This is a genomic window from Corynebacterium sp. HMSC036E10 (assembly GCF_001836265.1).
GTDB lineage: Bacteria > Actinomycetota > Actinomycetes > Mycobacteriales > Mycobacteriaceae > Corynebacterium > Corynebacterium coyleae.
On record NZ_KV827977.1, the window covers coordinates 315,623 to 342,282 of the forward strand.

The 26,660-nt window shown below is 61.1% G+C and carries 27 protein-coding genes; 10 read left to right on the top strand and 17 right to left on the bottom strand.

Translation table 11 applies throughout. The features are described from left to right. Positions 1–83 precede the first annotated feature (83 nt). From HMPREF2736_RS05415 to rimP, 3 genes are all read right to left on the bottom strand, one after another. Positions 84–407: a YlxR family protein gene (locus HMPREF2736_RS05415; RefSeq protein ID WP_070829186.1), complete on the bottom strand. Its 324-nt coding sequence runs from the start codon at positions 405–407 to the stop codon at positions 84–86. Positions 408–596: 189 nt separating this feature from the next. Further along, positions 597–1,610 (bottom strand): transcription termination factor NusA, encoded by a 1,014-nt coding sequence (gene nusA / locus HMPREF2736_RS05420; protein ID WP_070829045.1) that lies wholly within the window; start codon positions 1,608–1,610, stop codon positions 597–599. Continuing rightward, positions 1,607–2,158 (bottom strand): ribosome maturation factor RimP, encoded by a 552-nt coding sequence (gene rimP, locus HMPREF2736_RS05425; RefSeq protein ID WP_070820325.1) that lies wholly within the window; start codon positions 2,156–2,158, stop codon positions 1,607–1,609. Before rimP ends, nusA begins: the two co-directional genes overlap by 4 nt. A gap of 30 nt (positions 2,159–2,188) precedes the next feature. On the opposite strand from rimP, the gene HMPREF2736_RS05430 reads away from it, so the two are divergent. Further along, positions 2,189–2,983, top strand: a complete 795-nt coding sequence (locus HMPREF2736_RS05430) for a DUF4439 domain-containing protein (RefSeq protein WP_246822059.1) — start codon at positions 2,189–2,191, stop codon at positions 2,981–2,983. Between the two features lie 22 nt (positions 2,984–3,005). Here HMPREF2736_RS05430 and HMPREF2736_RS05435 read toward each other — a convergent pair whose 3' ends face one another. Next, complete coding sequence (locus HMPREF2736_RS05435) at positions 3,006–4,793, bottom strand: proline--tRNA ligase (RefSeq protein WP_070484116.1); 1,788 nt, start codon at positions 4,791–4,793, stop codon at positions 3,006–3,008. A 31-nt stretch (positions 4,794–4,824) separates the two neighbouring features. On the opposite strand from HMPREF2736_RS05435, the gene HMPREF2736_RS05440 reads away from it, so the two are divergent. Then, a complete protein-coding gene (locus HMPREF2736_RS05440) occupies positions 4,825–5,490 on the top strand; it encodes a YaaA family protein (protein ID WP_070829046.1) in 666 nt (221 codons plus the stop codon). Positions 5,491–5,493: 3 nt separating this feature from the next. Here the strand turns inward: HMPREF2736_RS05440 and HMPREF2736_RS05445 are convergent, their stop codons facing one another. After that, positions 5,494–6,315 (bottom strand): hypothetical protein, encoded by an 822-nt coding sequence (locus HMPREF2736_RS05445; RefSeq protein WP_070829047.1) that lies wholly within the window; start codon positions 6,313–6,315, stop codon positions 5,494–5,496. Between the two features lie 291 nt (positions 6,316–6,606). On the opposite strand from HMPREF2736_RS05445, the gene HMPREF2736_RS05450 reads away from it, so the two are divergent. Further along, positions 6,607–7,329: a DUF1648 domain-containing protein gene (locus tag HMPREF2736_RS05450; RefSeq protein WP_070829048.1), complete on the top strand. Its 723-nt coding sequence runs from the start codon at positions 6,607–6,609 to the stop codon at positions 7,327–7,329. Between the two features lie 3 nt (positions 7,330–7,332). On the opposite strand, the gene gltS is transcribed toward HMPREF2736_RS05450, so the two are convergent. After that, complete coding sequence (gene gltS, locus HMPREF2736_RS05455) at positions 7,333–8,553, bottom strand: sodium/glutamate symporter (protein ID WP_070422284.1); 1,221 nt, start codon at positions 8,551–8,553, stop codon at positions 7,333–7,335. 109 nt (positions 8,554–8,662) lie between these two features. Here gltS and HMPREF2736_RS05460 point away from each other — a divergent pair, with 109 nt between their 5' ends. Next, a complete protein-coding gene (locus HMPREF2736_RS05460; RefSeq protein ID WP_070829049.1) occupies positions 8,663–9,391 on the top strand; it encodes an NAD-dependent deacylase in 729 nt (242 codons plus the stop codon). Here the strand turns inward: HMPREF2736_RS05460 and HMPREF2736_RS05465 are convergent. The 4 genes from HMPREF2736_RS05465 to cobA are packed head-to-tail and all read right to left on the bottom strand — an operon-like array spanning position 9,388 to position 11,609. Next, positions 9,388–9,642 carry a Txe/YoeB family addiction module toxin gene (locus tag HMPREF2736_RS05465; RefSeq protein WP_070422282.1) on the bottom strand — a complete coding sequence of 85 codons (255 nt, stop codon included), beginning with the start codon at positions 9,640–9,642 and terminating at the stop codon, positions 9,388–9,390. The genes HMPREF2736_RS05460 and HMPREF2736_RS05465 overlap by 4 nt on opposite strands. Beyond that, positions 9,642–9,893, bottom strand: a complete 252-nt coding sequence (locus HMPREF2736_RS05470; protein ID WP_070422281.1) for a type II toxin-antitoxin system Phd/YefM family antitoxin — start codon at positions 9,891–9,893, stop codon at positions 9,642–9,644. The genes HMPREF2736_RS05465 and HMPREF2736_RS05470 overlap by 1 nt, the downstream gene beginning before the upstream one ends. A 41-nt stretch (positions 9,894–9,934) precedes the next feature. Beyond that, positions 9,935–10,885 carry a class I SAM-dependent methyltransferase gene (locus tag HMPREF2736_RS05475; protein WP_070829050.1) on the bottom strand — a complete coding sequence of 317 codons (951 nt, stop codon included), beginning with the start codon at positions 10,883–10,885 and terminating at the stop codon, positions 9,935–9,937. Continuing rightward, on the bottom strand, positions 10,869–11,609 hold the full coding sequence (cobA, locus tag HMPREF2736_RS05480; RefSeq protein WP_070771436.1) for a uroporphyrinogen-III C-methyltransferase: 741 nt from the start codon (positions 11,607–11,609) through the stop codon (positions 10,869–10,871). The genes HMPREF2736_RS05475 and cobA overlap by 17 nt, the downstream gene beginning before the upstream one ends. A gap of 24 nt (positions 11,610–11,633) precedes the next feature. On the opposite strand from cobA, the gene HMPREF2736_RS05485 reads away from it, so the two are divergent. Beyond that, the gene (locus HMPREF2736_RS05485; protein ID WP_070829051.1) at positions 11,634–12,839 is read left to right on the top strand and encodes a protein adenylyltransferase SelO family protein; all 1,206 of its coding nucleotides are present in this window, start codon (positions 11,634–11,636) and stop codon (positions 12,837–12,839) included. Between the two features lie 27 nt (positions 12,840–12,866). Here HMPREF2736_RS05485 and mqo read toward each other — a convergent pair whose 3' ends face one another. Beyond that, positions 12,867–14,363, bottom strand: a complete 1,497-nt coding sequence (mqo, locus tag HMPREF2736_RS05490) for a malate dehydrogenase (quinone) (RefSeq protein ID WP_070422277.1) — start codon at positions 14,361–14,363, stop codon at positions 12,867–12,869. Between the two features lie 131 nt (positions 14,364–14,494). Between mqo and HMPREF2736_RS05495 the strand changes: the two genes are divergently transcribed. The 4 genes from HMPREF2736_RS05495 to HMPREF2736_RS05510 all read left to right on the top strand — a co-directional run bounded on the left by HMPREF2736_RS05495 (position 14,495) and on the right by HMPREF2736_RS05510 (position 18,226). Next, entirely contained in the window at positions 14,495–15,505 is a 1,011-nt protein-coding gene (locus tag HMPREF2736_RS05495) for an alpha/beta hydrolase (protein WP_070816292.1), read from the top strand. Between the two features lie 41 nt (positions 15,506–15,546). Further along, positions 15,547–16,959: a mycothione reductase gene (gene mtr, locus HMPREF2736_RS05500; RefSeq protein WP_070829052.1), complete on the top strand. Its 1,413-nt coding sequence runs from the start codon at positions 15,547–15,549 to the stop codon at positions 16,957–16,959. 322 nt (positions 16,960–17,281) lie between these two features. Beyond that, positions 17,282–17,692 carry a hypothetical protein gene (locus tag HMPREF2736_RS05505; protein WP_070829053.1) on the top strand — a complete coding sequence of 137 codons (411 nt, stop codon included), beginning with the start codon at positions 17,282–17,284 and terminating at the stop codon, positions 17,690–17,692. Positions 17,693–17,746: 54 nt separating this feature from the next. After that, positions 17,747–18,226: a hypothetical protein gene (locus tag HMPREF2736_RS05510; protein ID WP_070829054.1), complete on the top strand. Its 480-nt coding sequence runs from the start codon at positions 17,747–17,749 to the stop codon at positions 18,224–18,226. Between the two features lie 142 nt (positions 18,227–18,368). Here HMPREF2736_RS05510 and map read toward each other — a convergent pair whose 3' ends face one another. From map to dxr, 5 genes are all read right to left on the bottom strand, one after another. Next, positions 18,369–19,268: a type I methionyl aminopeptidase gene (map, locus tag HMPREF2736_RS05515; RefSeq protein WP_168167622.1), complete on the bottom strand. Its 900-nt coding sequence runs from the start codon at positions 19,266–19,268 to the stop codon at positions 18,369–18,371. 59 nt (positions 19,269–19,327) lie between these two features. After that, positions 19,328–21,133 carry a penicillin-binding transpeptidase domain-containing protein gene (locus HMPREF2736_RS05520; RefSeq protein WP_070829056.1) on the bottom strand — a complete coding sequence of 602 codons (1,806 nt, stop codon included), beginning with the start codon at positions 21,131–21,133 and terminating at the stop codon, positions 19,328–19,330. Between the two features lies 1 nt (position 21,134). Beyond that, entirely contained in the window at positions 21,135–22,298 is a 1,164-nt protein-coding gene (gene ispG, locus HMPREF2736_RS05525) for a flavodoxin-dependent (E)-4-hydroxy-3-methylbut-2-enyl-diphosphate synthase (protein ID WP_070422393.1), read from the bottom strand. Between the two features lie 20 nt (positions 22,299–22,318). Then, positions 22,319–23,527: a M50 family metallopeptidase gene (locus tag HMPREF2736_RS05530; protein ID WP_070829057.1), complete on the bottom strand. Its 1,209-nt coding sequence runs from the start codon at positions 23,525–23,527 to the stop codon at positions 22,319–22,321. 63 nt (positions 23,528–23,590) lie between these two features. Next, positions 23,591–24,751, bottom strand: coding sequence for a 1-deoxy-D-xylulose-5-phosphate reductoisomerase (dxr, locus tag HMPREF2736_RS05535; RefSeq protein ID WP_070422269.1), 1,161 nt, complete (start codon positions 24,749–24,751; stop codon positions 23,591–23,593). Between the two features lie 196 nt (positions 24,752–24,947). On the opposite strand from dxr, the gene HMPREF2736_RS05540 reads away from it, so the two are divergent. Then, entirely contained in the window at positions 24,948–25,436 is a 489-nt protein-coding gene (locus tag HMPREF2736_RS05540; protein WP_083279402.1) for a DUF2631 domain-containing protein, read from the top strand. Positions 25,437–25,511: 75 nt separating this feature from the next. Here the strand turns inward: HMPREF2736_RS05540 and rlmN are convergent, their stop codons facing one another. After that, complete coding sequence (rlmN, locus tag HMPREF2736_RS05545; protein ID WP_070450991.1) at positions 25,512–26,615, bottom strand: dual-specificity RNA methyltransferase RlmN; 1,104 nt, start codon at positions 26,613–26,615, stop codon at positions 25,512–25,514. Between the last annotated feature and the right edge of the window lie 45 nt (positions 26,616–26,660).

Below are 26,660 nucleotides of genomic sequence, written 5' to 3' on the forward strand. Positions count from 1 at the left end.
GGAGCCCAGTGCCCTTCGGCTACCGGCCCCTAGACGTGGTCAGTGACTTTCATCGCTGATGCTGCTTCATGGTTGCGTACTCATCAGTGTTCGGTCTTTCCTTCATTCTCTGGGTCGACCGCCTCGGCGCTTCTGCTTTGCGACGAGGCGAGGTACGTACGTACATGACCTAGGTCTACTTTCGCAGACAGACGGAGCGCTCGCCCAAAGGCGCGGCGTTGTTCCGCCAGCTCGACTGCGTCCAACGACGGGGTAATCCATGCTCCCCGACCAGGCAGTTTCCGGTCCGGGTCGGCGAGGATCTTCCCCGGCACGTCCGGATCGGCGACCACGCGCAACAGTTCGACGTCGGGGTGAGTTTCTCGGGTAGCAATACAGGTACGTGTGCGGATGGGGTGCTTACGCATTCCGCTCATTCGCATCCTTCCCGCAACCTATCTGCCGTCTAACACTGTGCCGTTATGTCTCACACCGGCGCACTCGTGTGCGTGGTGGGCCGCCGCACCCAACGTGCGGACGCAAAGCCGTTAGACACTGTACGCGAAAACCCGCAGAATCTGTACTTCCTGCGGGTTTCATAAACGTTGGCAAAGACCTTATTCGTCGTCGGCGATATCAGCGTCGGAGCGGATGTCGATCTTCCAGCCGGTCAGGCGGGCGGCCAGGCGGGCGTTTTGGCCTTCCTTGCCGATGGCCAAGGAGAGCTGATAGTCCGGCACCGTCACGCGAGCCGCTTGCATATCCGCATCGAGCACCGTGACATCCACCACTTTCGAGGGGGCCAGGGAGTTACCGACGTACTTCGCCGGGTCCGCATCCCAATCGATGATGTCGATCTTTTCGCCGCCTAGCTGCTGCATGATGTTGGTCACGCGCGCTCCTCGAGGCCCGATGCAGGCACCCTTGGCGTTGACACCCTTGACAGTTGCGCGCACTGCAACCTTGGAGCGGTGACCTGCCTCGCGCGCGATGCTGACAATCTCTACCGAACCGTCGGCTACCTCCGGCACCTCGAGTGCGAACAGGCCTCGAACCAACTCGGGGTGCGTGCGCGACAGGTTGACCTGCACGCGCTTATCCCCCTTGTTCACACCAACGACGTAAGCCTTGATGCGATCGCCGTGGCGCAACACTTCGCCCGGGATCTTCTCTGCCGGCAGCAGGATGCCGTCCTGCGGGTCTGCCTCCGTACCGAGCTGGACGATGCTGATGCCGCGCGCCTCTGCGTGGGCATCGCGCTGGACCAGCCCAGAGACAATCTGGCCCTCGAGTTCGGCGTACTCGCCGTAAACGCGGCCAGCCTCCGCCTGACGCAGGCGCCCCTTGATAGCGTCGCGCACCGCAACGGCACCGATTCGGGAGAAGTTCACCGGCGTGTCGTCGTATTCAGAGATGACTTCGCCTTCGGCGTCGAGCTCGCTGACGATAACGGCAACGTCGCCCGTTTCGGTGTCAATGTCCACACGCGCCTTGGAACGCTCCGTACCGCTTTCCTCCTTGAACTCGCGGTATGAAAACAGCAACGCGTTTGCGATGGTGGTCAGCAGATCCTCCATCGAAATGCCTTGCTGCTCTTCGATGGTTTTCAGCGCGTTCAAGTCGATATTCACTTGTTTCCTTCCTGTGCCGCCGCTGCGGCTTCGAGCTCTGCAAACGTCTGATCCGCCAGCTCAACTTCTGCTGCTGGCGGCGCGTTGAACTCAATTTCTACCACTGCACCAGCAATTTCTGAAACCGGTGCAATTCGCACCTCATCGCCCTTTTTCGACGAACGCACCAGCGCAACATGCTCCTGCGCCTCATCCAGTGCGGCGATGCGCCACTTCTGCTCACCCGCCTTAATCAGACGGCCCTGGTTGCGACGGAAGTGTCGCGGCTGCGTCAGCGGCATATCCACACCAGGGGTGGTCAGTTCAAGCGTGTATCCGGCGCCGAAGTTGACTTCCCCGCGCTGCTCGAGGTCGTCGAAAAGCGTTGATAGCTCATTGGACACTTCCTCCAACTCATCCAGCGTCGGGTGCGTATCCGAGTCGAGCGCAATAACGACCTGCGATTTCTTCCCCGCCTTGACGGTGCGAATGTTCTCAATGTCCATCGCGTACGCCTTCACGACAGGGGCGACCAATTGTTCAAGTTCGTTATTTGTGGGAAATGCCATGCGTCAAACCTAGCGTGTAACGTGCAGCGGGTGAAGAAACTGCTTGTTTTGCCAGCTGTACTGCTCCTGACCAGTTGCACAGTGATGGATGTTGTCGGCCCTCGCGCCAACGGCGAGATCATGTCGCTGGCCAAGCAAGCCTCCGCTGATTGGGTGTTCGGGGAGCACCCCGAGTGGGCGGAACTGCGCAAGTTCCAGAGCGCGCAGCTTCAAGACGAAGCACTGCGCCTGTGCGGCACGGACGAAACTGGACAGACCCCGCAGTCCTGCAACGTCGGGTATGGCGACACCGACCTTCCGGCAGCCGCGGACGGCGCAGCCCTTTTGGAGCACACCGTCACCGCCGCCGACAAGGTGCCTGACGATTCGGTTGACCTCGTAGTAGCCCAAGCCATCGATGCGCTTGCGCTCACTCCAGTCGAGATCACTCTCGAGGGCCCGCTTGACGACGACGCCGCGACCCAATCCGCCGCCGACCTCCTCGCTCGCGAAAACGCGATGTATTACGGCCTCGGCCTCGCGCTCGCCCATGCCGACGAGGCTTTGCGCACCCGCATTAGCGAGCTGCGCGAGGCGTCCCACGAACGCACCGAGGCGCTTACGGAACTGCTCGGCGACACAGACGATCAGGCGTTAGTTCCCGCCGCCGGATACACCCTCGCGGACGGCTACAACGACCCCCAGACAACGCAAGAGGCCACCGCGCTCGTCGAAACGATGCACGGTGACCTTGTCAAACAGTGGCGCTACGCCGCCGCTCACGCAGAGACCAAGCAGTGGCGCAAGGCGGCAATCCAACTCGCCGCCCACGCCCAGCGGGCCTAGCCTTCACACCCAGATTTATCGCCTAGCCGCGGCGCTCTGCGACCAGCTCCTGGACCTTCGCCACGATCTCGTCGGCAGGGACTTCGAGAGTCTCACCACCGCGGATACGCAGCTCGACGATGCCGTCTGCGAATGCGCGGCCCAGGATCACGATGAACGGCATGCCGAGCAGTTCCGCATCCTTGAACTTGACGCCTGGGGAGACCTTCGGGCGGTCGTCGAAAAGCACCTCGAGCCCGGCGTCGGAGAGTTCTGCAGCGATGCGGTCGCCTGCCTCGAGCGCAGCAGCGTCCTTGTTCGCCACAGCCACATGCACCTGGTACGGGGCGATCTCCACCGGCCAGACCAGGCCCTTGTCGTCGTGGCGCTGCTCCGCCACCACAGCGAGCATGCGAGAGATACCGATGCCGTAGGAACCCATGGTCGGCACGGCACGCTTGCCGTTTTCGTCCAGGATCTGCACGTCCATGGCTTCGGTGTACTTGCGGCCCAGCTGGAAGATGTGGCCCAGTTCGATGCCGCGGGCGAGTTTCACGGTGCCGTTGCCGGACGGCGACGGGTCGCCTTCCTTGATCTCGGCGGCCTCGATGTAGCCATCGACAGTGAAGTCGCGACCAGCGACCAGTCCGACGACGTGCTTCTGCGGAGCGTCCGCACCGGTGATCCACGCGGAGCCTTCGACCACACGCGGGTCTGCGAGCACACGCACACCGTTGGCCTGGAGCGCACGCGGGCCAACGTAGCCCTTGACCAGGAAATCATTCTTGGCAAAGTCTTCGTCGCTTGCCAACTCGAAGGTCGCCGGCTCGAGCGATGATTCCAGGCGCTTCTCGTCCAGTTCGCGGTCACCCGGGATGAGCACGCCCACCAGCTGCGGGCCGACCGGCTTGCCGTCCTCATCCACGGCACGCGGGTCGTTGACCTTGATCATCATGCACTTCAGCGTGTCGGAGGCTTCGGCAGGGCGGTCGTCGATAAGCACTCCTGCGCTCTGCGCCCACTCCACGAGTGCCGCGATGGTCTCGGACTTCGGGGTGTCGTGCTCGACAGCCTCAGGCAGCCCTTCGACCGCACGGGCTTCCGGAGCGACCGTGGTCACGGCCTCGACGTTGGCGGCGTAATCGCCTGCGGTGGACACCACGAAAGTGTCCTCGCCGTTGTCGGAGTACGCGAGGAACTCCTCGGATGCGGAGCCACCCATGGCACCGGAGGTGGCCTGGCAGATCTCGTACTTCAGTCCCACACGGTCGAAGATGCGCTGGTAGGTCGCACGGTGGTTTGCATACGACTCATCCAGGCCCTCGTCCGACATGTCGAAGGAGTAGGAATCCTTCATCACAAACTCACGCCCGCGAAGGATGCCCGCGCGCGGACGTGCCTCGTCGCGGTACTTCGTCTGAATCTGGTACAGCGTGACCGGGAAATCCTTGTACGACGAGTACAGGTCCTTCACCGCCGTAGTGAACATCTCCTCGTGCGTCGGGCCGAGCAGCATGTCCGCACCCTTGCGGTCCTTCAGGCGGAACAGGTCATCGCCGTATTCGGTCCAGCGGTTCGTCGCCTCGTAGGGCTCGCGCGGCAGCAGTGCCGGGAACAGCAGTTCCTGGCCACCCATTGCGTCCATCTCCTCGCGCACCACACCCTCGATCTTGCGCAGCGCACGCAGACCAAGCGGCAGCCAGGAGTACACGCCCGGCGCGGCACGGCGGACGTAACCAGCACGGACAAGGAGTTTGTGGCTCGGCACTTCAGCGTCGGCCGGGTCTTCGCGCAGAGTGCGCAGGAACAGCGTGGACAGGCGAGTAATCATGCGGGGCAGTTTACCCGGTAGCTTGTTCGTCATGCTGATCGTCCTCCCTCCTTCCGAAACCAAAGCGCCCGGCGGCACCGACGCGGCGATGGCGTTGTCGTTTCCGTCGTTGGATCCCATTCGCAATTCGCTTCTCGACGAACTCACCCACACCCTCGTCGACACCCCCGCCTCCAAGCAGGCAGAGGCGGAGGAAAACCTCACGTTGCGTGACAATCCGGTGATGCCTGCCATCAAGCGCTACACGGGTGTGCTGTACGACTCGCTCGATGCCTCCACGTTGTCCGCCGATGCGCTATCGCACCTTGCCGTTGGCTCCGCGCTGTTCGGCGTGGTTCGGGCAGGCGACCTCATCCCCCGCTACCGCCTGTCCGCCGGAATGAAACTGGACGGCAAAACGTTGCGCGCCTGGTGGGGCTCCGCCGTGACGGATGCACTTGCAGACTGCGGCTTTGTCATCGACATGCGCTCCGGCGCCTACCAGAACCTCGGCCCTGTGCCCGGCGCGCTGACCATCCGCGTGGAACAGGCCGACACCGGCAAGGTGGTCAGCCACTTCAACAAGAAGTACAAGGGCGAGCTGGCCCGGGTACTGGCGCCACACGACGCGTCGTCTGCTTCGGAGGTCGTGGACCTGTCCGTGGCTGCGGGCTTCGACGTGTCTGTCGACGGCACGCTGCTGACCATGCGTGTGTAGGTGTCACGCCGCCTGGGTGTGTGCTGCCCCGTTTTCTGCTTCTCGCGCCTGGGCGAGGGCGAGCAGGGCGCGGGCGTCGTCGACAAACTCGCCTTCCTTAAACAACAGATCATGCGGCGACGCCCTGAGCAGGAACACACCACGTTTGAGCAGATGTTTCTCCCGCTTGCGCTCTTGTCGCAGCGTCTCGTCAGTTTTCTTAAACGTGACCCCGTCGTATTTGTAATCCCCGTCGATCTCCAAGATCAGTGCCCCGAGGCGTAGGTCCACCTCGTAGCCGGCGAACATGCCGTTGACGATCCAACCGTCAGCCACCCGCTCGATCAGCACCGCGCGTGCGTACGATTCGAACGGCGACCGCGAGTTATCCACCGCGTATCGCAGCACTTTCCGCAACACACCTATCCCCTTGACCCGTCCGAGCTTGTCGGCTTCCGCCTCCACGGTCGCACGATCGGTGTGGTGTTTGAGCACCCAGTCCATCGCCACCAGCCCCTCCCTGAACCCGTGGCGCAGAGCGATCTCGAACGCGGTGGTCAGCTCGTCGGTAACGCGCAATGTGTCAAAGTGCTTGATCACGGCCGCGCGGTTACGCGCTTCGTGGTAGACGGTGTTTGCTGGCCATTGTTTCCTCGACGGCGCCTTGCCACTGGGCAGCACAAGCTCTACAGGTTCGTTGGGGTCGGTAGTTACCAGCCACATCCCCAGCACGCGTGCTGCAGACCTGCCGGCGAGCGCCGCCTTCCGCGCCGCTTGACCTGCTGCGACCGCCTGCACCCAGCGCTTTTCGTAAAACGCCAACGTCCGAAAGTCGGCCTGTAGCATCGCATGCCTTGTCGACAACGCCACTGCCCTGCCTGATTGTGTATCCCTGCGGTCGATCACCTTGCTCAGGATCTCCCGTTGCCTCCCCATATCCATGCCACAACGATTGCAGAGATCCCGTGTCGGCGGAAGACCCCGCCCGTTTTTGTGGATAACTTCGCGACTGTTATCCACAGCCTAAATTCCGATATCGGGTTTTGAAGGTGCCGCGTTTGCAAACCCGCAGGTCGCTATCCGCCCTGTGCGCCAAATCCCGATATCGTCTTTTGGGTTGTGTCTAAGATCGCCTACATGCCTGCCCATTACCGTCGCTATGCCCTCGCTGCCCTGGCCTACGCAGCCGCGTTCGCGTATATCCTCCTGCGCTGGGATGCGATCCCCGACCCGGTGCCGGTCCATTTCAACGTCAACGGCGACGCGGACGGATTCGAACCGAAAACCCTGCTTCACGCGACGTTCTTGATCACAATCGGCATCGTCATCTCCATATCGATGCTCGCGTGCCTGCCGCCGAAAACCCTCGCACGACAGACCGTGGACGTACCGGAGGACAAGGCGTTGCCGTATTCGGAGACGGCGGCGGCGCGCGTCGAGAAGCTTTGCGATGCCACAGCCGATTTCATGTCGAAGACCCTCCTCGCTATGGCGGTCTTGTTCGCGCTGACCAACGTCTCGATGATGCTGCCGGACATCTCGCTGCCGTTCTGGCTGGAGATCGCACTGTGGATCGCATTCACCGTCTACATCGTCGTCGTAGCAATCCGCATGACCACGGCCAAGGACGGCATCGAGCCCGACGAAGCGGAGCAACAACGCAACCACCTGCTGCGGATGCAGGGTGGCATGGGCACCTACAAGGAGCCGAACGACCCAATGGTCGCCGCGGTGCTGCCGCAGGCCCCGGGCAAGATCTCGGTCAACACGGCACACGCGCCGGGCAAGCGTTACCTGTGGCGTGTGATGACAAGCGTCGTCGCAGTCCTGGTGGTCTGTCTCCTGTTTGTGTTTATCTAACGGCTACAGCACGTTGAGGAACACCGTCACCACGAGGATGTTGACGAAGTCGATGAACATCCCGCCGACGATTGGTAAAACGAAAAACGCTAGGCGCGACGGCGAGTACTTCTGCACCACCGACTCCATGTTGGCCACACCGTTGGGGGTTGCGCCCATGCCAAAACCGCAGTGGCCGGCGGACAGGACGGCGGCGTCGTAGTCGCTGCCCATCGCTCGGAATGTGACAAAGCGGGCGAAGAGGAGCATCAGCACGGTCTGGGCGATGAGCAGAATGACAAGCGGGATGGCAAGGTCTGCCAGTTCCCACAGTTTGATCGTCATCAGTGCTTGCGCGAGGAAAAGTGCGAGCGCAACACTGCCGATGATCTCCACCTCTTGTGTGGGCACAAACTCGTGGTACTGGCGCTGGTTGCGCGTGTCTGAGATGTAGCGGAACAGAATGCCGACGAGCATGGCACCCAGGTAGTTCGGGAAGGCGGCTTTGTCGGTGAACTGGCTGATGATCCAGTTGATGCCGTCGGTGATGTAGGTGCCGATAAACATCGCGATGAGGATGACGATGAAGGCTTGCATGACCTGGTCGCTGCGCAGGTCTCGTCGATACGCAGTGAGCAAACTATCGTCCACGTCGACATTGCGGGTGCCGCTGGATTGAAGGCGGTTGCGTTTGATCAGACGGTCGCCGACAGGCCCGCCTATGAGCGAGCCCATCAGCAGGCCGAACGTTGCTGCGGTGTAGGCGACGGTTTCTGCGCGCTCCACACCCTGCGCCTCCACGAGCGGGGCCATACCACCGGAAACACCGTGGCCGCCGGTCATGGAAACGGATCCGGTCATCAGCGCGAGCGCGGAGGGAATGTCCACAATCGGCGCGAGCAGCACCGCAAGAAGGTTCTGTAGCACCACCAGCACAGAGGCGACGAGAAGGAAGCGGGTGACCATTTTGCCGGCTTTGCCAAGAAGCGCGACACTGGCGCCGAAGCCGACGGTGGTGAAGAACATCGTCATGAAGAAGCCCTGCAGGGTGGTGTCGAAGGTGATGTCCACCCAACCGGTGAGTTTGAACACCAGGTTGAACAGGGCGAAAAGGAACCCGCCGATCACCGGCGCTGGGATGGCGAAGCGCTCAAAGAACGCCACGTTGTTGCGCAGCCAGCGTCCAACGACGAGCAGGAGCACGGCGAAGCCGATGGTTTGGATCATGTTGAATTCAATCGCCATCGGCGGCCACCTCTCTGTTAGATGTCTGTCGATCTCGAAGAGTCTAAAGCGCGCACACGGTTTGTGACAAAGAACACGCTCCTTTGCTTCTCCCGGTAGCGTTTAAACCATGACCACAATCGACAACGCCCGCGCACTACTCACCGACGCCAGCCGTATCGAGGTCTTCACCGGCGCCGGCATGAGCGCCGACAGTGGCCTTGTGACCTATCGCGACGCACAAACCGGGTTGTGGGAGAACGTGGACCCGCAGGCCATGGCGTCTATCGACGCCTGGCACACCGACCCGGACACAATGCTCGCCTGGTACCTCTGGCGCGCCCAACTCGCCCAGCGCGCCGAGCCAAATGCAGGACATCTCGCCATCGCGCAATCGCCGAAGACGACGGTAACCACGCAAAACATCGACAACCTTCACGAGCGTGCTGGCAGCGACAATGTCGTCCACCTGCACGGCTCGCTCTTCGCGTTTCGCTGTTCGCTTTGCGACGAGCCCTACACCGACCCAATCCCACTGCCCGAGGAGCCTGTCCCGACGATCACTCCGCCCCAGTGCCCGTTATGTGGCGGGCCGGTGCGTCCCGGCGTGGTGTGGTTCGGCGAGATGTTGCCCCAAGCTGAGTGGAAGGAGGCGGAGCGTCGCATGCGCACCGCTGACGCGTTGATCATCGTCGGCACTTCTGGCGTGGTCTACCCCGCCGCTGGCCTGCCTCTAATGGCGCACGCGCGCGAAATCCCCATCATTGAGGTCACCCCGATGCGCACGGACCTGTCGCATATCGCCGACGTGGTCATCGAGGACACCGCCGCCAACGCCCTGCCGAAGCTGCTGGGTTAGTAGTGGTACCGGGCTTGGAGAATCACCAAATCTGTCCCAGCGACCGTATAGACCAAGCGGTGTTCTTGCGTGATCCTCCTCGACCACGCCCCTTCAGCTCCGTACTTCAGCGGTTCGGGTTTCCCTATGCCTTCAAACGGATCCCTTAAGGTGTCGCGCAGAAGCTGGTTGACTCGTCTCAGCGTTTTCTTGTCGTTGCCCTGCCAGTACAGGTAGTCCTCCCACGCGTTGGTGGTCCACACAAGCCGCATTACGCGTCCAGGTCGATGTCGTGTTCGGCCACCGCCCCGTTGAGTGCTTCCTCGTAGGCCTGAGTCAGGCGTCGAGCATTCTCTGGCGACTTAAACAGGTAGGCAGTCTCAACCCATGCCGCGTAGTCATCTGCAGCCATCAATACTGCATTACCGTGACGCGACACGATTTCAACGGGATCGCGATCATTGTTCACACGCTCGATGAGCGGATATAGCGTGCGCCGCGCTTCAGATGCACTGATAGACATCACAACCTCCTCCGAGTGGTACCGCAATACGGTACCACACTCTAGAGTGAAGCACGCAGGACCGTGAAGGTCTTATCGCGGGTGACCTGCTCCACGGCGCCGAACCTTTGCTCCACCTCGCCGCGGTAACGCAGGTGCGAATTGTGGACCAGGTAGAGCGTGCCGCCCGGCGCGAGTAGTCGCTTGGAGGCGTCGAGGAGGTGCTGGACGAGGGTTGCGTCGACGGTGGTCCCGTCGTGGAACGGTGGGTTGAGCGCAATGGTGTCGAAGGAGCCGTCCGGGAACTGTGAGCCTGCATCATCCCAGGTCGCATTCAGGCCGATGGCGCGGGCGGAGAGCACCGCGTCTGCGTCAGCGTCTGTGGCCACTGCCTCCAAGCCACGCGTGACAGAGCCGTTGCCGCACCCCAGGTCCAACAGTCGTCCAGGCTCTGCCGGCAGGCAGGAGCGCAGCAGTTCCCCACCACGGTCGGGCTTCGCCCCTGAGAACACGCCTCCGATGGCGACAAGTCCATCGCCGCGTACGGGCTCATAGGACACCTCGCGCGGCCCAGACGCCACAAGACAGCGAAACTTCCCGCGCCCACGGGAGGCCGCCACCTGGTCGAACGATTCGCCCAGCACCACATTCATGCCACGAGACAAGTGTTTATTGTTCGCGCCGAACACCACTCGCGCCGAAGCAAACCCAGCTCCCGCAATCGAGCGTGCCAGGTAGTCCAGCCGCGCCAGGGACTTCGGCATCTCCCCAATGGCAACGGCTGTGCCTGAAGAACCGGCAAGGTAGTCGTCGATACGCATATCGCCCGCAATCTCCGCACCGAGCGACGCTGCTTCCTGGCAGCGTGAGTAGTCGGAGTCCAAAAACACAACCTTCGCCCCAGCAGCGAGTGCGGTGCGGGTGAGATCGAGTGTCGGGTCGTTGCACACGAGGACTGTCTCAGCCTGAGCAACATCGGCCGTGTCCCAAATCAGACTATCCAGTGTGCGCAAGGCCTGCGACCTCCCCAAACACGTACACGGCAGGTGAGGTCACATCGTTGTTCTCCATCACATCCGGCAGGGTGGCCGCGGTAGCGAAGAACACGCGCTGCGCGTCGGTTTCGCCTTCCTGGATCACCGCTGCGGGCGTATCCGGGGACAGCGATGCCTCCAGCAGCTTCTCGACGATCGCACGCACGTTGCGCACCCCCATCACCACCACGATGGTGCCGCCGACCTGTGCAAGCGCGGACCAATCCACGAGCGACTTGGGATGCTCCGGCGGCAAGTGTCCCGACACCACGGTGAACGCATGCGTCACCCCGCGTTGCGTCACGGGCACGTTTGCCGCCGCAGGAACGGACACCGCGGACGTCACGCCCGGGATTACCGAGCACTCAAGACCGGCAGCCGCGCATGCCTGCAGCTCCTCAAAGCCGCGACCGAACACGTACGGGTCGCCGCCTTTGAGCCGCACGACCTGCTTGCCCTCACGCGCATAGGACACCAGCATCTCGTTGATACGCTCCTGCGCGACCTGGCGCGCGTAGGGCAACTTGGCCACGTCCACGACTTCTTTGCCGGTCAGATCCAGAAAATCCTCAAGCTCCGCGGCCGGCCCAAGGTGATCCGCAAGGATTACGTCCGCTGCTTCCAGCGCGCGCAAGCCTCGGATGGTGAGCAGGTCCCATGCGCCTGGGCCGCCGCCGACAAGAGTGATGTGGCCTTTCGTCATAGCGACACAGTCTAGGGTGGCACCATGACACGACCCCAGCTCGACCACACATTCGCCGAGAACCTGCCCGAGCTCGCCCACGCTGAACCAGGCAGAAGGTTTGAGAACCCGCAGATGGTTGCTCTCAACGAGCCTCTCGCACAAGAACTTGGGCTCGATGTCGCTTGGTTGCGTAGCAGCGACGGCCTCGCCTGGCTTACCGGCGCCCAGGGCGGGCACGCATTGGCATATGCGGGCCATCAGTTCGGTCAGTTTGTGCCATTGCTTGGCGACGGCCGCGCGTTGCTGCTCGGCAACATCGCCGGCCACGAGATCCAACTCAAAGGATCCGGCCTGACAGTGTTTTCACGGCGTGGATCTGACGGCGTCGGTGCGATCGGCCCGATGTTGCGCGAACACCTCGTCTCTACGTTCATGCACGCCGTCGGCGTACCGACGACACGTTCCCTCGCAGTACTTACCACCGGCGAAAAGGTGATCCGCCAAAACGGCGCCGTACCCGGCGGCATCGTGGTCCGCGTGGCGAAAAGCCATCTTCGTGTCGGCAGCGTCCAGTACGCGGCAACGCAATCCGAGGACCTTGTACGCCAGATCGTCACCGCTGCCGGTTTCGACAATGCAGCCGACCTGCTCGAAACCGTCACCCGCCGCCACTTCAACCTGGTTGCGCACTGGATGCGCATCGGTTTCGTCCACGGGGTAATGAACACCGACAACGTGACACTCTCAGGCGAAACGATCGACTACGGGCCATGCGCGTTCACTGAGCGCTTCGATGCCGCAGCGTCGTTTTCATCTATCGACAGGCAAGGCCGCTACGCCTTTGGCAACCAACCGAGCATCATCGCCTGGAACATGGCTCGCCTGGCAGAGGCGCTTTACCCCTTACTGGGCCAGGATTATGTTGACGCCTACATCAAAACAGTCCAGCCAACCTGGGACGAGGCGTGGCAGCGTTGGATCGGCGACGACCACGAGGGGCTCAACAACGCCACCGACATCACCACCTACAACCGCGAACACGGCATCAACGGCGATCCAGGACCGATCTTCGTCCCGCGCAACCACATGCTGCAGGACGCGATAGACGCCGCTGAGTTGCACGGTGATTACGCGAATTACAACGAACTGCTCGCGGCAGTATCCGACCCGTACAACGAGCAGGCCGGGCCCGAATGGATGGCCCGGCCGGAAGGACAACTGCCCTACGTCACCTTCTGCGGGACGTAGGGCAGCTAGTTCAGTTGAGCGCGGGGATTAATCCTCGAGCTTCAGCGTCTTCTGGGTCCATGCCCACTGCTCCTCGTACGCCTTCTGGTCGTGCTTGAGCGACTTGCCGTACGTGGGGAACATCTCGTGGAGCTTGTCAGCCCACTCGATCATGCGCTCGCCGAAGCAACGCTCCAACAGCTCGAGCATCGCAGCCGGGGTAATCGACGCGCCCGGGGATGCGCCGAGGATGCCCGCGATGGTGCCGTTCTGGTCGTTGACCAGAGCGGTACCGAACTCCAAGGTGCCGAAACGCGGGAATGCTGCCGGCTTGATCACCTGCACGCGCTGGCCGGCGACGACAACGTCCCAGTCCTTGCCGTCTGCCATCGGGTAGTACTCGTGCAGCACGTCCATCTTGCCGTCGAAGTTACGGAAAACCTCTTCAACCAGGTACTTGACCAGGCCGATATTGGTTGCCGCGACACCGAGGTAGGACGGGATGTTGTCCAGACGGATGGACTTGAACAGGTCCAGGTAGGAGCCTTCCTTCAAGAACTTCGGGGTCCAGCCGCCGTATGGGCCGAAGAGCAGGGACTCTTCGCCATCGACAACGCGCAGGTCCAGGTGCGGAACGGACATCGGCGGAGCACCGACCTTGGCCTTGCCATACACCTTTGCCTTGTGCTGCTGGACGAGTTCCGGGTTGGTGGTCTTGAGCCACAAACCGGAGATCGGGAAGCCCGCGTAGCCGTGAACCTCTGGAACGCCTGCCTTGCGCAGCAGGTCCAGGGCGTAGCCACCAGCGCCGATAAACACGAAGCGTGCACGGACGACCTGCTTGTCACCGGTGCGAACGTTCTTCACGGTGACCTTCCAGAAGTTGCCCTCACGCTTGAGGTTGAGCACTTCGTGGCCGTAGCGGATCTTGGTGCCGCTTTCCTGAGCGGACTCCAGGAACTGCTTGGTCAGGGAACCGTAGTTGATGTCAGTGCCGGCATCAGTCCAGGAAATTGCGACCGGCTCAGCGTCGAAGTCGCGGCCTTGCGCCATCAGCGGCAGCTTCTCAGCGAACTTCTCGCGGTCATCGGTGAACTGCATCTCCGGGAACATGTGGTTCGCAGAAAGCTTGTCGTAGCGCTTACGCAGGTATGCAATCTGGTCTTCGCCCTGGGCGAAGGAAACGTGCGGCACCGGGTTGATAAAGGCGCGCGGGTCCTTGATCACACCGTTTTCTACCTGGTGGGACCAAAACTGGCGGGCGACCTGGAACTTCTCGTTGATCGCCATCGCCTTAGAGACGTCGATTCGACCGTTCTTTTCCGGGGTGTAGTTCAGTTCGCAGAGAGCGGAGTGACCCGTACCAGCGTTGTTGAACGCGTACGAGGATTCCTCGGCGGGACCATCGAGGCGCTCGAAGATCACCTGGCTCCACTCGGGCTCCAGTTCGTGCAACATCGAGCACAGGGTGGCGCTCATAATGCCAGCGCCAACGTGCAGGATGTCCACCTCGTCCGCGTACTTATTACCACCGTTGTCAGACATGCGTAGTCATCCTTATAGTGTTTCGACAATTTTTGGAGTACAGACATTCTACGTCTATCTGCACCGGAACGTGCATAGGCCCGAATTATGACACGGCCCACACCCGCTTTCGGGTCAGTATCATCAGCCCCATGAATCAAACAGAAGAAGCATCCCTCGACACACTTACCTGGAAACCGGACGTGCTCGGTAAAAATTACGAGCATGCGCGTCTGCAATTAGATAAGGACCCCGACACGGGACATGCACCGGAGGCGGTGTTGGTCCGGGACGTGAGGTCGTCGACAAGCAATAAGCCCGCGGTGCTGTGGGTCCACGGCATGTCGGACTACTTCTTCCACAACCATGTTGCCGACGAGTTCGTGGAACGCGGTTACCCCTTTTACGCGCTGGATCTGCGCCGTTGTGGCCGCGCGCACACGAAGGGCCAGCGCTTCCACTTCACGCTGGATATGCGTCGTTACTTCGAGGAACTCACGACGGCGCTGCGGCTCATCGCGCGCGAGCATGGCTCGGTCGTTGTGCTCGCACACTCCACTGGCGGGTTGATTGTTCCGCTGTGGGCGGATCATTTACGACGAGAATCGCCCGCGGATCATGCACTGCTTCAAGGAATCGCGCTCAACAGCCCGTGGTTGGACCTGCAGTACCCGACCTGGCAGGTGAAGCTCCTGCGCCCAGTACTGAACACGCTTGGAGCCATTTTCCCGTCTATCCCACTGCCGGGCGGCGGGCTGGGCACCTATGGCACCTCTATCCACGAGAGCAAACACGGCGAATGGAGCTTCAACACCACCTGGAAACCGCTGGTCGGTCACCGCAAGTACTTCGGCTGGATCCGGGCAGTACTTAAAGGACAGGAACAAATCCACAAGGGCAACGTTGATACCGGCGTGCCAACGCTGACCCTGTGCTCTTCGCACTCATACCTGGGCAAGGAGTACTCCCCCGCTGCCGACACGGCCGATACCGTGCTTGATGTCGACCAGATCCAGCGTTGGGCCCCGACACTTGGGAAAGATTCACAAGTGCGAGTTATCGACGGCGCCCGCCACGACGTTTTCCTCTCCGAACGCCATGCCCGCGAGTCCGCGTTCAAGGCGACGTTTACGTGGCTAGACGATCTCACCGGGGCGCAGTAACGTCTAAACCCAATCCATACATATATATAGAGGAGACGAGCATGTCTGCTGTGGCGACAAATTCCACCCACTACGACCTCATTATCGTGGGCACCGGTTCCGGCAACTCGATCCTGACCCCGGACTTCGATGACAAGAAGGTCGCTATCGTCGAAAAGGGCAAATTTGGTGGAACGTGCCTGAACGTGGGTTGCATCCCGACGAAGATGTACGTCCTGGCCGCCGAGCACGCCTTGGCCGCACGAGAGGCCGGCAAACTCGGTGTTGATCTTGAGTTCCATGGCGCCGACTGGGATGCCATCAAGGAACGTGTCTTTGATAACCGGATCGACCTCATCGCCAAGGGCGGCGAAAACTACCGTCGCAACGAGTGCGACAACGTCACCGTCTACGACATGGAGGCCTCCTTTGTCGGGCCGAAGACCCTAAAGACGGGTCGCGGCGGCGTAGAGGAAACGATTACCGCAGACACGATCATTCTCGCCGCCGGTGCGCGTCCGTTTATCCCCGAGTGGGCCAAGGGCGTCACCTATCACACCAACGAGGACGTCATGCGCCTCGACAAACTGCCAAAGTCGATGACCATCGTCGGCGGCGGCTTTATCGCGATGGAGTTTGCTCACGTCTTCGATGCCCTGGGCACCGACGTAACCATCATCAGCCGCTCTCCCCTGCTGCGTCCGCTCGACGAGGATCTGCGCGATCCGTTCAACGAGATCGCCACACAGCGCTACACCACCCACATCGGCCGCACGGTCGCATCAGCCACCGAGAATGGCGGCCAGGTGACGCTCACGCTTGACGACGACACTCAGGTCACCTCCGACGCCCTCCTCATCGCCACCGGTCGCATCCCGAACAGTGACACCCTCAACGTTGCTACGGGTGGCATCGAAACGCATGACGACGGCCGCGTAAAGGTCGACGAGTTCGGCCGCACGACCGCTGAGGGTGTGTGGTCGCTTGGCGATCTCTCCTCCCCCTACCAACTCAAGCACGTTGCCAACGCCGAGATGCGCGCGGTGACCCACAACGTGCTTGCCACGTGGCGCGGCAACGGCGCGCTCGTCCCAATGCCGCACGACCACGTGCCGTCGGCGATCTTCACTCACCCGCAGATCGCCACCGTCGGCCTGACCGAGCAGCAAGCAATCGAGGCCGGCCACGATGTCACCGTCAAGGTCCAGAACTATGGCGACGTTGCATACGGCTGGGCGCTGGAGGACAGCACCGGACTGGTGAAGCTCATCGCCGACCGCACCACCGGCAAACTGCTTGGCGCGCACTATATGGGCCCACAGGCTTCCACCCTGATACAGCAAATGATCACCGTTATGGCCTACGACCTTGACCTTCGAGAGTTCCCACGCAGCCAATACTGGATCCACCCAGCACTGGCCGAAGTGACGGAAAACGCGATCCTGGGCCTTGATCTGACTTTCAAAGAAGTCTAAACCTATCCTTTACCCCCTAATTTGGGGGCCATTCAACAAAGCCGCTGGGACAACTGCCCAAGAAGCGAAAAGCGCACGTTGCGATTGTTATCAACCCGCAATCATTCCCAGCGGACACACAGAGACTCCAACCTTTTGATGATCTTTGCATCAAATCGCACACCAAACTTGCACGATGCTGGAAACGATCGGCTATTGTCGTTGCAGACACCGGGACCGAGCCTCTAAGGCTTGCTATCGGTCCTAGGAGCTCAATGCCCCTGGACTTCTTTGAATTCCACCCGGACGTCGTGCAAGAACTATCAGAGAAGGATTTCGTTTCATGCGTAATTTCCGTAAGGCAGCCCTCGCCGGCGCAACCGCCGTCGCTGTGGCATTCGGCTCCACCGCAGTCGCAACCGCCGAGACCACTGAGGACAACACCGCGGCAGAGAACACCTACGTCGCACCGTCCCGTCCGGTCGCAGACAAGGACCGCAAGGACGGCGTTGAGCCGGCTTCCTCCAACAAGATCGTCCAGTCCGAGTGGCTCGAGTTCCGCGACAAGGACGGCAACCTGCGCGGCACCGACGGCGAGGAGATCTTCGGCAGCAAGAAGGATAACTTCGGTGAGCAGCCGCGTTACGCACGCCTGGCGTACGGTGCAACCATCTTCGCCACTGTTTCCGCAGTCATCGGCCTCATTGTTGGCCCGCTGTACAACTTCATCGTTCACGGCCCGGTCAAGTTCTAATAACGCGGATTTCCGCTAACCACTTCCAATTCACATTTCGAAAGAAGGAAAAAGATGCGTAACTTCCGCACCGCTGCAGTTGCTTCCGCAACCGCTCTGACCGTCTTCGTTGGCGGCACCGCTATCGCTTCCGCTGAGGAAAACAAGGATCCGGAGACCACCGCTACTGCCGAGCAGAACGGCCAGGACGACACCAAGAAGCCGGAAGAGAAGAAGTCCGACAAGGACAAGCAGGTCATCTTCGCTGGCAAGCAGGAGGGCGACAAGTCCTTCGGCGACGTTGTCAAGGACGGCACCGCGGGCCTGTTCAACGGCAAGGGTTCCTCCAAGTACTTCGACGAGAAGGACACCAAGCGCGATTTCTACCCGACCGATGCTTTCGGCAAGAAGACCAACCCTGAGGCTGTTCCGCAGTGGGCACGCTACTGGATCGACGGCACCATCGTCGCTGGTATCGGTGCTCTCGTCGGCCTCGTGATCGCTGGCATCAACTTCGCTTCCTACAACGGCTTCATCCAGCTGCCGAAGTTCTAAGTCAACTTCGTCGTAGGACGATAGAAACCCGCTGCTTCGGCAGCGGGTTTTTGCTTTGGTCAGTGTCTGCCTTGCAACCTACAAAAATGTGCCCCGCAGGGATCATTCCCGCGGGGCGCATTTGCATCTACAGGTGCAATGCCTACTCCCCCAGCATGTGCTGGCCTGCTGCTACATCAGCATCAGGGATAGTCAGGATCTCGTTGCCATCGTCAGTGATCACGATGGTGTGCTCGAACTGCGCGGTGTACTCACCATCGACGTTCTGTACCGTCCAGCCGTCGTCCCACACGGTGTACGGCAACTCACCCAAGTTGATCATTGGCTCGACGGTCAGCGTCATTCCCGGCTCGAGAACATCCGTGTATGCATCCGAGTCATAGTGCAGGACGACGAGACCGTTGTGGAACGTCGTACCCACACCGTGTCCGGTGAAGTCGGTGACCACGTTGTAGCCGAAACGCTTCGCGTACGCCTCGATCACGCGTCCGATGACGTTGATCTCACGGCCCGGCTTTGCAGCCTTAATGCCGCGCATCATAGCCTGGTAGGTACGGTCCACAAGATCCTTGTGCTCCTGGGCGACCTCGCCCGCGAAGAACGTGGCGTTGGTGTCGCCGTGCACACCGTTCTTGTAAGCAGTGACGTCAATGTTGACGATGTCGCCCTCCCGGATCACCGTCGTATCCGGGATGCCGTGGCACACGATCTCGTTCAGGGACACACAGGAAGACTTTGTAAAGCCGCGGTATCCAAGCGTGGAGGGGTACGCACCGTGTTCGATGAGGTAGTCATGCACGATGCCGTCGATCTCATCTGTGGTTTTGCCCGGAGCAACCGCCGCACCGGCAAGGGCAAGGGCGTTCGCGGCGATCTTGGATGCCTCGCGCATCGCCTCGATCGTCTCGGGCGTTTGGATGACCGGTTCGCCGACGTTTTCTTGGACGTCGTCTTTCCAGGCGTATTCCGGACGCTCAATGTGGTCCGGGACCTTACGCACTGGGGTCGGTTTACCTGGTGTAAGTAGTCCTCTTGGATTCATAAACGCCATGGTAGTACCGCGAGCAAATTGGCCCTGCGGCAGCTAGCCAGCTTTCTGATCTACCCCAGCGGCAAGTTGGCAAGCATCGTGTTCGTCAGCGCGACTGCCGCTTCAGAACCACCGCCGAGGACCACCAGGGTTGCAAACGCGATGTCGTCTTCCACGCGGTAGCCGGTGAACCAGGAGTGGGACCCACCGTTGATTTCGGCCTCGCCGGTCTTGCCGCGAATATCGCCACCGGCACTCATTCCGCCTGCGGTACCGCCTGGCCCGGTCACGGCAGCCATGATCTGGCGGAGCTGATCAATCGCTTCCGGCGGAAGAGGCTGCACGTCCTCGCTGAGTTTCGTTTCCTCACCCTGTACCAAGTACGGCACCGGCAAGGATCCACGCGCGGCCGTTGCAGAAACGAGAGCCATGCCGAACGGGCTGGCAAGGTCGAGGCCCTGGCCGTAGCCGGCCTCAGTTCGGTCGAGGGGTTCCTCCCCGACCGGGATCGAACCAGTGATTGTCTCTACCCCTGGAATCTGCATATCGAGCCCGAGACCAAACTGCTTGCCCACGTCCTGCAGCTCACCTGGTCCTAGGCGCGTCGACATGTCCGCAAACGTGGTGTTGCACGAACGCGCAAAGGCTGTTTCCAACGGCACGGTGCCGAGGCTGAAGCCTGCGTAGTTGGTCACGATGCGCCCATACAGGTTCATCGTGCCCGGACACGGTACCGGCGAACCTGGTGTGAGCCCCTGCCGTGCAAGCCCCGCCGCTGCGGTGATGATCTTAAATGTCGAGCCAGGCGGGTACTGGCCCATCGTCGCCAGATTGCCTTGCGCATCCGCAGCCGGGGTCTGCGCAATAGCCAGAATCCCACCCGTAGACGGCCTGATGGCCACAATCATGGCCTGCTGCCCGGCAACGGGTTCGAGCGCACGCTCAGCGGCTTCCTGGACGCGGTGATCCAAGCTGATGTGCACCGCCGGCGCCGGTGCGGGATCCTGACGGGTGATCTCCTCGTACGACGCACCATTTTCGTTGACAATGTCGACGCTCCAGCCGGAATCACCAACCAGATCATCGCGCACCAACTCGCCCACGCGCGCCATAATGTCGGGCGCGAAACCCGGCTTTGCGTTGACCATGGCGGCTTCTTCGTTGAGCCGGACACCGGGTTCGTCGCTAAGCGCTGCTTCAACAGCATCTCGCGCTGCTGCCGGCACCACCGCCACCGAATACACACCGGAGGCGCGCTCGAGCTCGTCCTTCAACGTGTCTGCATCGCGGAGCGGCACGCCACGGTCCTGCTCGTGCGCCCGGGCGAGAGCACCGCTGATCGCAGATGCCGCAGCACCGGCGGTGCGCATCTCGTTGGTATCCACCAACACCCGATACGCGATGCCGGGCTTTAACAACTCCACCCCATCAGAGGACACGACACTCGCCTGTGCGGGAGCGATCGCGCGCAGCTCCAAATGCTGGTGCGCACCCAGACGCGGGTGCAACACCGACGGCTGCCAGCGCACAGTCCACTTCTCGCCAGATTGTGTCAGCGTCATCTGCGCGTCGTACTTCAACTCACGGTCACGCGGCAATTGCCACGCCAACTCGTACGTCGCGGTGGCTAGATTCTCCTCCTGGCGCACATCTTTCAGCGTCGCCGTGACGTCTTCTGCCTGCAAACCATCCCAGGTCGCGTTCGTGGAATCAGCCGCGGACGTCGGATTGTCAATCGCAGACGACTCGACGTCGCGACGCTCCAGCGCCTCCAAAAACGCACTCGCTGCTGGCTCAGCATCATTGGGGCGCGGGGTGCATGCGCTTATCGACGACGCAAGCACCACCCCGGCAACAACTGCGACGACACGACGCATACTAGCGGGTGACCTTGACCTCAGCCTTGGCGCCAGCGACCTCCTCGAGGCCCTGCTCCTCAGCAATACGCAGCGCGTGAGCAATCAGCGTTTCCACAATCTTCGACTCCGGCACGGTCTCCACAACCTCGCCCTTGACAAAGATCTGGCCCTTACCGTTACCGGAAGCTACACCAAGGTCAGCGTCGCGTGCCTCGCCCGGACCGTTGACAACACAGCCCATGACGGCCACACGCAGCGGGAACTCCATGCCATCCAGGCCAGCGGTGACCTCCTCGGCCAACTTGTACACGTCCACCTGGGCGCGACCACAGGACGGGCAGGAAACGATCTCTAACTTGCGCGGACGCAAGTTCATCGACTGCAGAATCTGGTCACCGACCTTGATCTCTTCCACCGGATCAGCGGAAAGCGACACACGAATCGTGTCGCCGATACCCTGCGACAACAGGGCACCGAAGGCGACGGACGACTTAATCGTGCCCATGAACTTCGGACCAGCTTCCGTCACACCGAGGTGCAACGGGTAATCCGTCTTCTCTGCCAACTGGCGGTACGCCTCGACCATCAGCACCGGGTCCGAGTGCTTTACGGAAATCGCAATATCGCCGTAGCCGTACTCTTCGAACAAGCCAGCCTCGTAGATCGCGGACTCCACCAGCGCTTCTGGCGTGGCCTTGCCGTACTTCTCCAGCAGACGCTTATCCAGCGAGCCACCGTTGACGCCGATACGGATCGGGATGCCTGCGTCACCGGCTGCCTTCGCAACCTCCTTGACGCGGCCGTCGAACTCCTTGATGTTGCCCGGGTTCACACGCACAGCTGCGCAACCGGCGTCGATTGCAGCGAAGATGTACTTCGGCTGGAAGTGAATATCGGCGATCACCGGGATCGGCGACTTTGCAGCAATTGCTGGCAACGCTTCCGCATCGACCGTCTTCGGGCATGCGACACGCACAATGTCGCAGCCAGCCGTGGTCAACTGCGCAATCTGCTGCAAGGTGGCGTTGATGTCGTGCGTCTTCGTCGTGGTCATCGACTGCACCGTGATCGGGTGATCGGAGCCAACACCGACACCTCCAACCATCAGTTGGCGGGTCTTACGACGTGGGGCCAGGGTGGGTGCCGGACCTTCAGGGATGCCTAATCCGATGGGGGTACTCATGGTGGATAACTCTAGCACCGTCACCCAAAAAGATTGACGGGGTTGACCACGTCTGCCGCCATCACCAACACACCGACAACAAGCAGCAGCGCCGCCATGAAATAGGTCAGTGGCATCAGCTTCTCGTAGTTTGCCGGGCCGGCTGGTGGCAGGCCACGGAGTCGTCGCAAAGCATTGCGAATCTTCTCGTAAATCACCACCGCAATATGCCCACCATCAAGCGGTGGAAGCGGCACGAGATTAAACAACGCCAGAAAGAAGTTCAGGCTGGCCAGCATCATCCAAAACGCCGGCCACTGGTCGCGTTCCACCAGCTCACCGCCGGTGCGCGAGGCCCCAATCACACTGATGGGGCCCTCAATGTCGCGCTCCCCGCCAAAGATCGACGCGACAACCCCCGGGATCTTCCCCGGAAACGCCATCAACCCGTCAACAGATGCTCGAAGCATCTGACCGGTGAACTTGGCCGTCGCCGGCACCGCCTCGACAGGCCCGAATTGCTTTACCGCATCCTTGACCGGAGCTGCGGCGATGCCCACCGCGCCGACGTCGATACGCTCGCCCGTCGAAGGATCGATGCGCTCGACCCGCGCCACGGGGACATCAATGCTTTGCGACGACCCACCGCGCTCCACCTCAAGCGCGACCGTCTCCCCCGGACGCTGCGCAACATAAGTACGCAGGTCCGCGAATGTCTCGATTGGTTCGTCGTCGACCGCCACCAAAGTGTCGCCGATGCGAACACCCGCTTGGCCCGCAGGACCAGGCCCGCTGCACTCCGCCAGAGTTTTCTCATCCACCTGGTCGGCAACACAGACGACCTGGCCCACCTTCGGGGTGAAATCCGCGTACGGGTTCCGGATACCTGATGAGACAGCAACCCCAAAAATGATCACGACGCCGATCAAGATGTTCATCACGATCCCGCCGGAGAGCACCGCAATACGCTGCGACGCAGGCTTTTTCACCATCGCGTGTGGCGCTTCCTCCTCGGTGACCGGATCCATCGCCGTCATCCCGGCAATGTCACAGAACCCACCGAACGGCAGCGCAGCAACCCCATACTCTGTGCCGCCCCGTTTCACCGACCACAACGTTGGCCCGAAACCGACGAAAAACCGGCGCACTCGCATGCCAAACGCACACGCAGTGAACATGTGGCCTGCTTCGTGCAGCGCAATCGAAGCAGTGATTGCAAGCGCGAAAAGCACAATCCCCAACACACTCATCGCGCGTCACCCCACAGCACACACAGCGAAGAGGTGCGGGCACACCGCCCGCACCTCAAGGGTCTAACGCTCAATGCGCGCAATCGCCGCGGCGACTCGCTCACGCGTACGGGATTCAACCCGCATCACATCAAACACATCGCTCGGGACTGCGGCGAACTCGTCGGCCTCGTCCAGGACCTCCCCGATAATGTCCACGATCTCCGGGAACTTAATGCGACCCGCGAAGAACGCCTCTACCGCTGCTTCGTTAGCAGCGTTGTAAATAGCCGGGTACGGATCACCCTTCTTGGTCACCTCACGGGCCAGACGCACAGCAGGGAACACCTCGTTGTCCAGCGGCTCAAACTCCCACGAGAATGCCTGCGAGAAGTCCAACGGCTCCTGCACATCCGGCACACGGTTCGGCCAATCCAGCGCGTGCGCGATAGGCAGCTTCATCGACGGCGGCGAAGCCTGCGCAAGCGTTGCACCGTCCGTAAACGTGACCAACGAGTGAATCACGGACTGCGGGTGAATCGTGACGTCGATCTTGTCCGGATCCATGTCGAACAACATGGCCGCCTCAATCAGCTCAAGGCCCTTGTTCACCAGAGTCGAAGAGTTAATGGTGTTCATCGTTCCCATCGACCAGGTCGGGTGTACCACGGCTTCTTCCGTGGTCACCTCCATGAGACCCTCGCGCTCCCAGCCACGGAACGGACCACCCGATGCGGTAAGAACAAGGCGAGCGATTTCGCTACGGCGAGTGCCGCGCATGCACTGCGCCATTGCCGAGTGCTCCGAATCAACCGGAACAATCTGACCCGGCTTTGCAGCATCGAGCACGATACGGCCACCAGCCACAAGCGATTCTTTGTTAGCCAACGCAAGTGTCGCATCCGAGCGCAGCGCAGCCATGGTTGCCGGCAGGCCCGAGGCACCAACGAGTGCGTTGAGCACCACGTCGGCCTCCTGCGACTCAACGAGCGCAGCAGCGGAGTTCTCGCCAGTGATCACGTAACCACCAAGCGCACGGGAGACTTCCTTCGCACCCTCAATATTGCGCACGGCAATCTGGTCGGCGCTCAGGCCAAACTCCTGCGCCTGCTCAATGGCACTCTTAGGATTGGCGCCACCAATGGCAATCCCGACAATGTTGAACTTGTCGCGGTTTTCGCGGATCACCTCCACAGCCTGTGAGCCAATGGAACCGGTCGAACCTAAAATTACAACGTTTCGCACGCAACCATTGTGACACGTTTTGATTCATTTCGGCACTTGAACAGGATTAAACCCCCGAGGTGGTGCGAAAGTTTGAACACATTGGGGGCTATTGTCACCTTTTTCGCGCTCTGTGTGCGATGATGGGCAGCGATAGTTTCATCATTTCCAGGTGATCGTGTTTGCGATCGATCCCGTGTTAACAAGGAGCGTTGCAGTGGCCCACGCAAAGGAAAGCGCACCCCAGGTGTACAACGGTGTATCCGAGGCTGACGTCCCGTCCGCCAAATTTGGTTGGAGTGCGCTGAGCGACCGCGCTATCCAGCTGGCAGGTTGGATTTCCGTCGCGTTCCTCGTCGCCTACAACTTTGGCAACCACCAGGGCCACGTTGAGACCATTTGGCTCATCGCACTGGCCGTCCTCATTGCTCTCGCCCTGATCCTTCTGGCTACCAAGCCGAAGCTCAACCAGGTGCGTACCGTGACGTCACACAACAAGCCGGTCGGCTACGTGGAGCGTGACTGGACCTACGACCAGGCCACCCTCTCCGGCGATGTCTACGAGTCGCTGACCGATAGCCAGCTGCGCGCCCTCAACATCGAGCCGAGCCGTGTTGCACACCTGCGCAACGCCGCACCGGCACAGGCACGCGAAAACGTAGAGGTCATCGAGGTCGAGTCCAAGACCGGCAAGCACGCCCTCTAAATTCTTTTCGACGAAATACCGCCGCACCTTCCAACGAAGGTGCGGCGGTATTTTCATGCCGTCTGCCTGAGCGGACTAGCCAGTTTTTTCGTCGGCTGCCAACTGCCCGCAGGCAGCCGCGATCTCCTGGCCCTTGGTGTCGCGCACCGTGCAAGGCACGCCTTGGGCGATCACACGGCGGACGAACTCGTCCTGCCGATCCTTCGGCGACGCATCCCACTTCGATCCCGGTGTCGGGTTGAGCGGAATGAGATTGACGTGCACCAGCGAACCCAACGCGCTGTGAAGCTTCTTGCCCAACATGTCAGCGCGGAAGTTCTGATCGTTCATGTCGCGAATCAAGGCGTACTCAATGGAGACACGGCGCCCCGTCTGGTCCGCGTAGTAGCGGGCCGCATCAAGCACTTCGGCTACCTCGAAGCGGTTGTTGATCGGGACCAACTCGTCGCGCAATTCATCGTCCGGTGTGTGCAGACTCACTGCGAGTGTGCAGGACAGCCCTTCATCCGCGAGCATACGAATCTGCGGTGCAAGTCCGACAGTGGATACCGTCACGTTGCGCTGGGAGATGCCGAAGCCAGCAGGCGACGGCTGCGTAATCTGGCGAACAGCAGAGACCACACGCTTGTAGTTAGCCAGTGGCTCCCCCATCCCCATAAACACAATGTTGGATAGGCGGGAGCCTTCTGCCTCCATCATTGCGGCCGCAGCGCGCACCTGGTCCACGATCTCCGCGGTGGACAGGTTACGGTCCAGGCCACCCTGACCGGTCGCACAGAACGGGCATGCCATGCCGCAGCCAGCCTGCGAGGAGATGCACAACGTCGCGCGACCTGGGTAACGCATCAGCACCGACTCCAGCAAGATGCCATCGTGCAGACGCCACAGCGTCTTCGTGGTATCACCGTTGTCGGTCTCCACGGTGCGCACGGGGGTCAACAACGTGGGAAAAAGTGCGTCCTTGACAAGCTGACGCTGGTTCTCGGGCAGATCCGTCATCGTCAGCGGATCTGCCTCAAACTTGCCGTAATAGTGACGCGCGATCTGATCAGCACGGAACTTCGGCAGCCCGAGTTCCTTCAACGCGTCGATTCGCTCCTGTGCCGACAGATCAGCGAAGTGCTTTGGCGGCATGCCACGCTTTGGGGCGAGCAGTTTGATCTCGGGAAAATCACTCATAGTGCGCCCCATCTTTGCATGTCGCACGAATGTTTTCGAATTACT

Coding starts and splice junctions, on each gene's coding strand:
- HMPREF2736_RS05495 (WP_070816292.1), top strand. CDS start 14,495: ATGAATCAAACAGAAGAAGCATCCCTCGACACACTTACCTGGAAACCG.
- map (WP_168167622.1), bottom strand. CDS start 19,268: ATGAATCCAAGAGGACTACTTACACCAGGTAAACCGACCCCAGTGCGT.
- ispG (WP_070422393.1), bottom strand. CDS start 22,298: ATGAGTACCCCCATCGGATTAGGCATCCCTGAAGGTCCGGCACCCACC.
- HMPREF2736_RS05530 (WP_070829057.1), bottom strand. CDS start 23,527: ATGAGTGTGTTGGGGATTGTGCTTTTCGCGCTTGCAATCACTGCTTCG.
- HMPREF2736_RS05520 (WP_070829056.1), bottom strand. CDS start 21,133: ATGCGTCGTGTCGTCGCAGTTGTTGCCGGGGTGGTGCTTGCGTCGTCG.
- rimP (WP_070820325.1), bottom strand. CDS start 2,158: ATGGCATTTCCCACAAATAACGAACTTGAACAATTGGTCGCCCCTGTC.
- HMPREF2736_RS05415 (WP_070829186.1), bottom strand. CDS start 407: ATGCGTAAGCACCCCATCCGCACACGTACCTGTATTGCTACCCGAGAA.
- HMPREF2736_RS05510 (WP_070829054.1), top strand. CDS start 17,747: ATGCGTAACTTCCGCACCGCTGCAGTTGCTTCCGCAACCGCTCTGACC.
- HMPREF2736_RS05440 (WP_070829046.1), top strand. CDS start 4,825: ATGCTGATCGTCCTCCCTCCTTCCGAAACCAAAGCGCCCGGCGGCACC.
- HMPREF2736_RS05470 (WP_070422281.1), bottom strand. CDS start 9,893: ATGTCTATCAGTGCATCTGAAGCGCGGCGCACGCTATATCCGCTCATC.
- gltS (WP_070422284.1), bottom strand. CDS start 8,553: ATGGCGATTGAATTCAACATGATCCAAACCATCGGCTTCGCCGTGCTC.
- HMPREF2736_RS05460 (WP_070829049.1), top strand. CDS start 8,663: ATGACCACAATCGACAACGCCCGCGCACTACTCACCGACGCCAGCCGT.
- HMPREF2736_RS05435 (WP_070484116.1), bottom strand. CDS start 4,793: ATGATTACTCGCCTGTCCACGCTGTTCCTGCGCACTCTGCGCGAAGAC.
- rlmN (WP_070450991.1), bottom strand. CDS start 26,615: ATGAGTGATTTTCCCGAGATCAAACTGCTCGCCCCAAAGCGTGGCATG.
- HMPREF2736_RS05465 (WP_070422282.1), bottom strand. CDS start 9,642: ATGCGGCTTGTGTGGACCACCAACGCGTGGGAGGACTACCTGTACTGG.
- HMPREF2736_RS05450 (WP_070829048.1), top strand. CDS start 6,607: ATGCCTGCCCATTACCGTCGCTATGCCCTCGCTGCCCTGGCCTACGCA.
- mqo (WP_070422277.1), bottom strand. CDS start 14,363: ATGTCTGACAACGGTGGTAATAAGTACGCGGACGAGGTGGACATCCTG.
- cobA (WP_070771436.1), bottom strand. CDS start 11,609: ATGACGAAAGGCCACATCACTCTTGTCGGCGGCGGCCCAGGCGCATGG.
- HMPREF2736_RS05445 (WP_070829047.1), bottom strand. CDS start 6,315: ATGCTACAGGCCGACTTTCGGACGTTGGCGTTTTACGAAAAGCGCTGG.
- HMPREF2736_RS05485 (WP_070829051.1), top strand. CDS start 11,634: ATGACACGACCCCAGCTCGACCACACATTCGCCGAGAACCTGCCCGAG.
- mtr (WP_070829052.1), top strand. CDS start 15,547: ATGTCTGCTGTGGCGACAAATTCCACCCACTACGACCTCATTATCGTG.
- HMPREF2736_RS05505 (WP_070829053.1), top strand. CDS start 17,282: ATGCGTAATTTCCGTAAGGCAGCCCTCGCCGGCGCAACCGCCGTCGCT.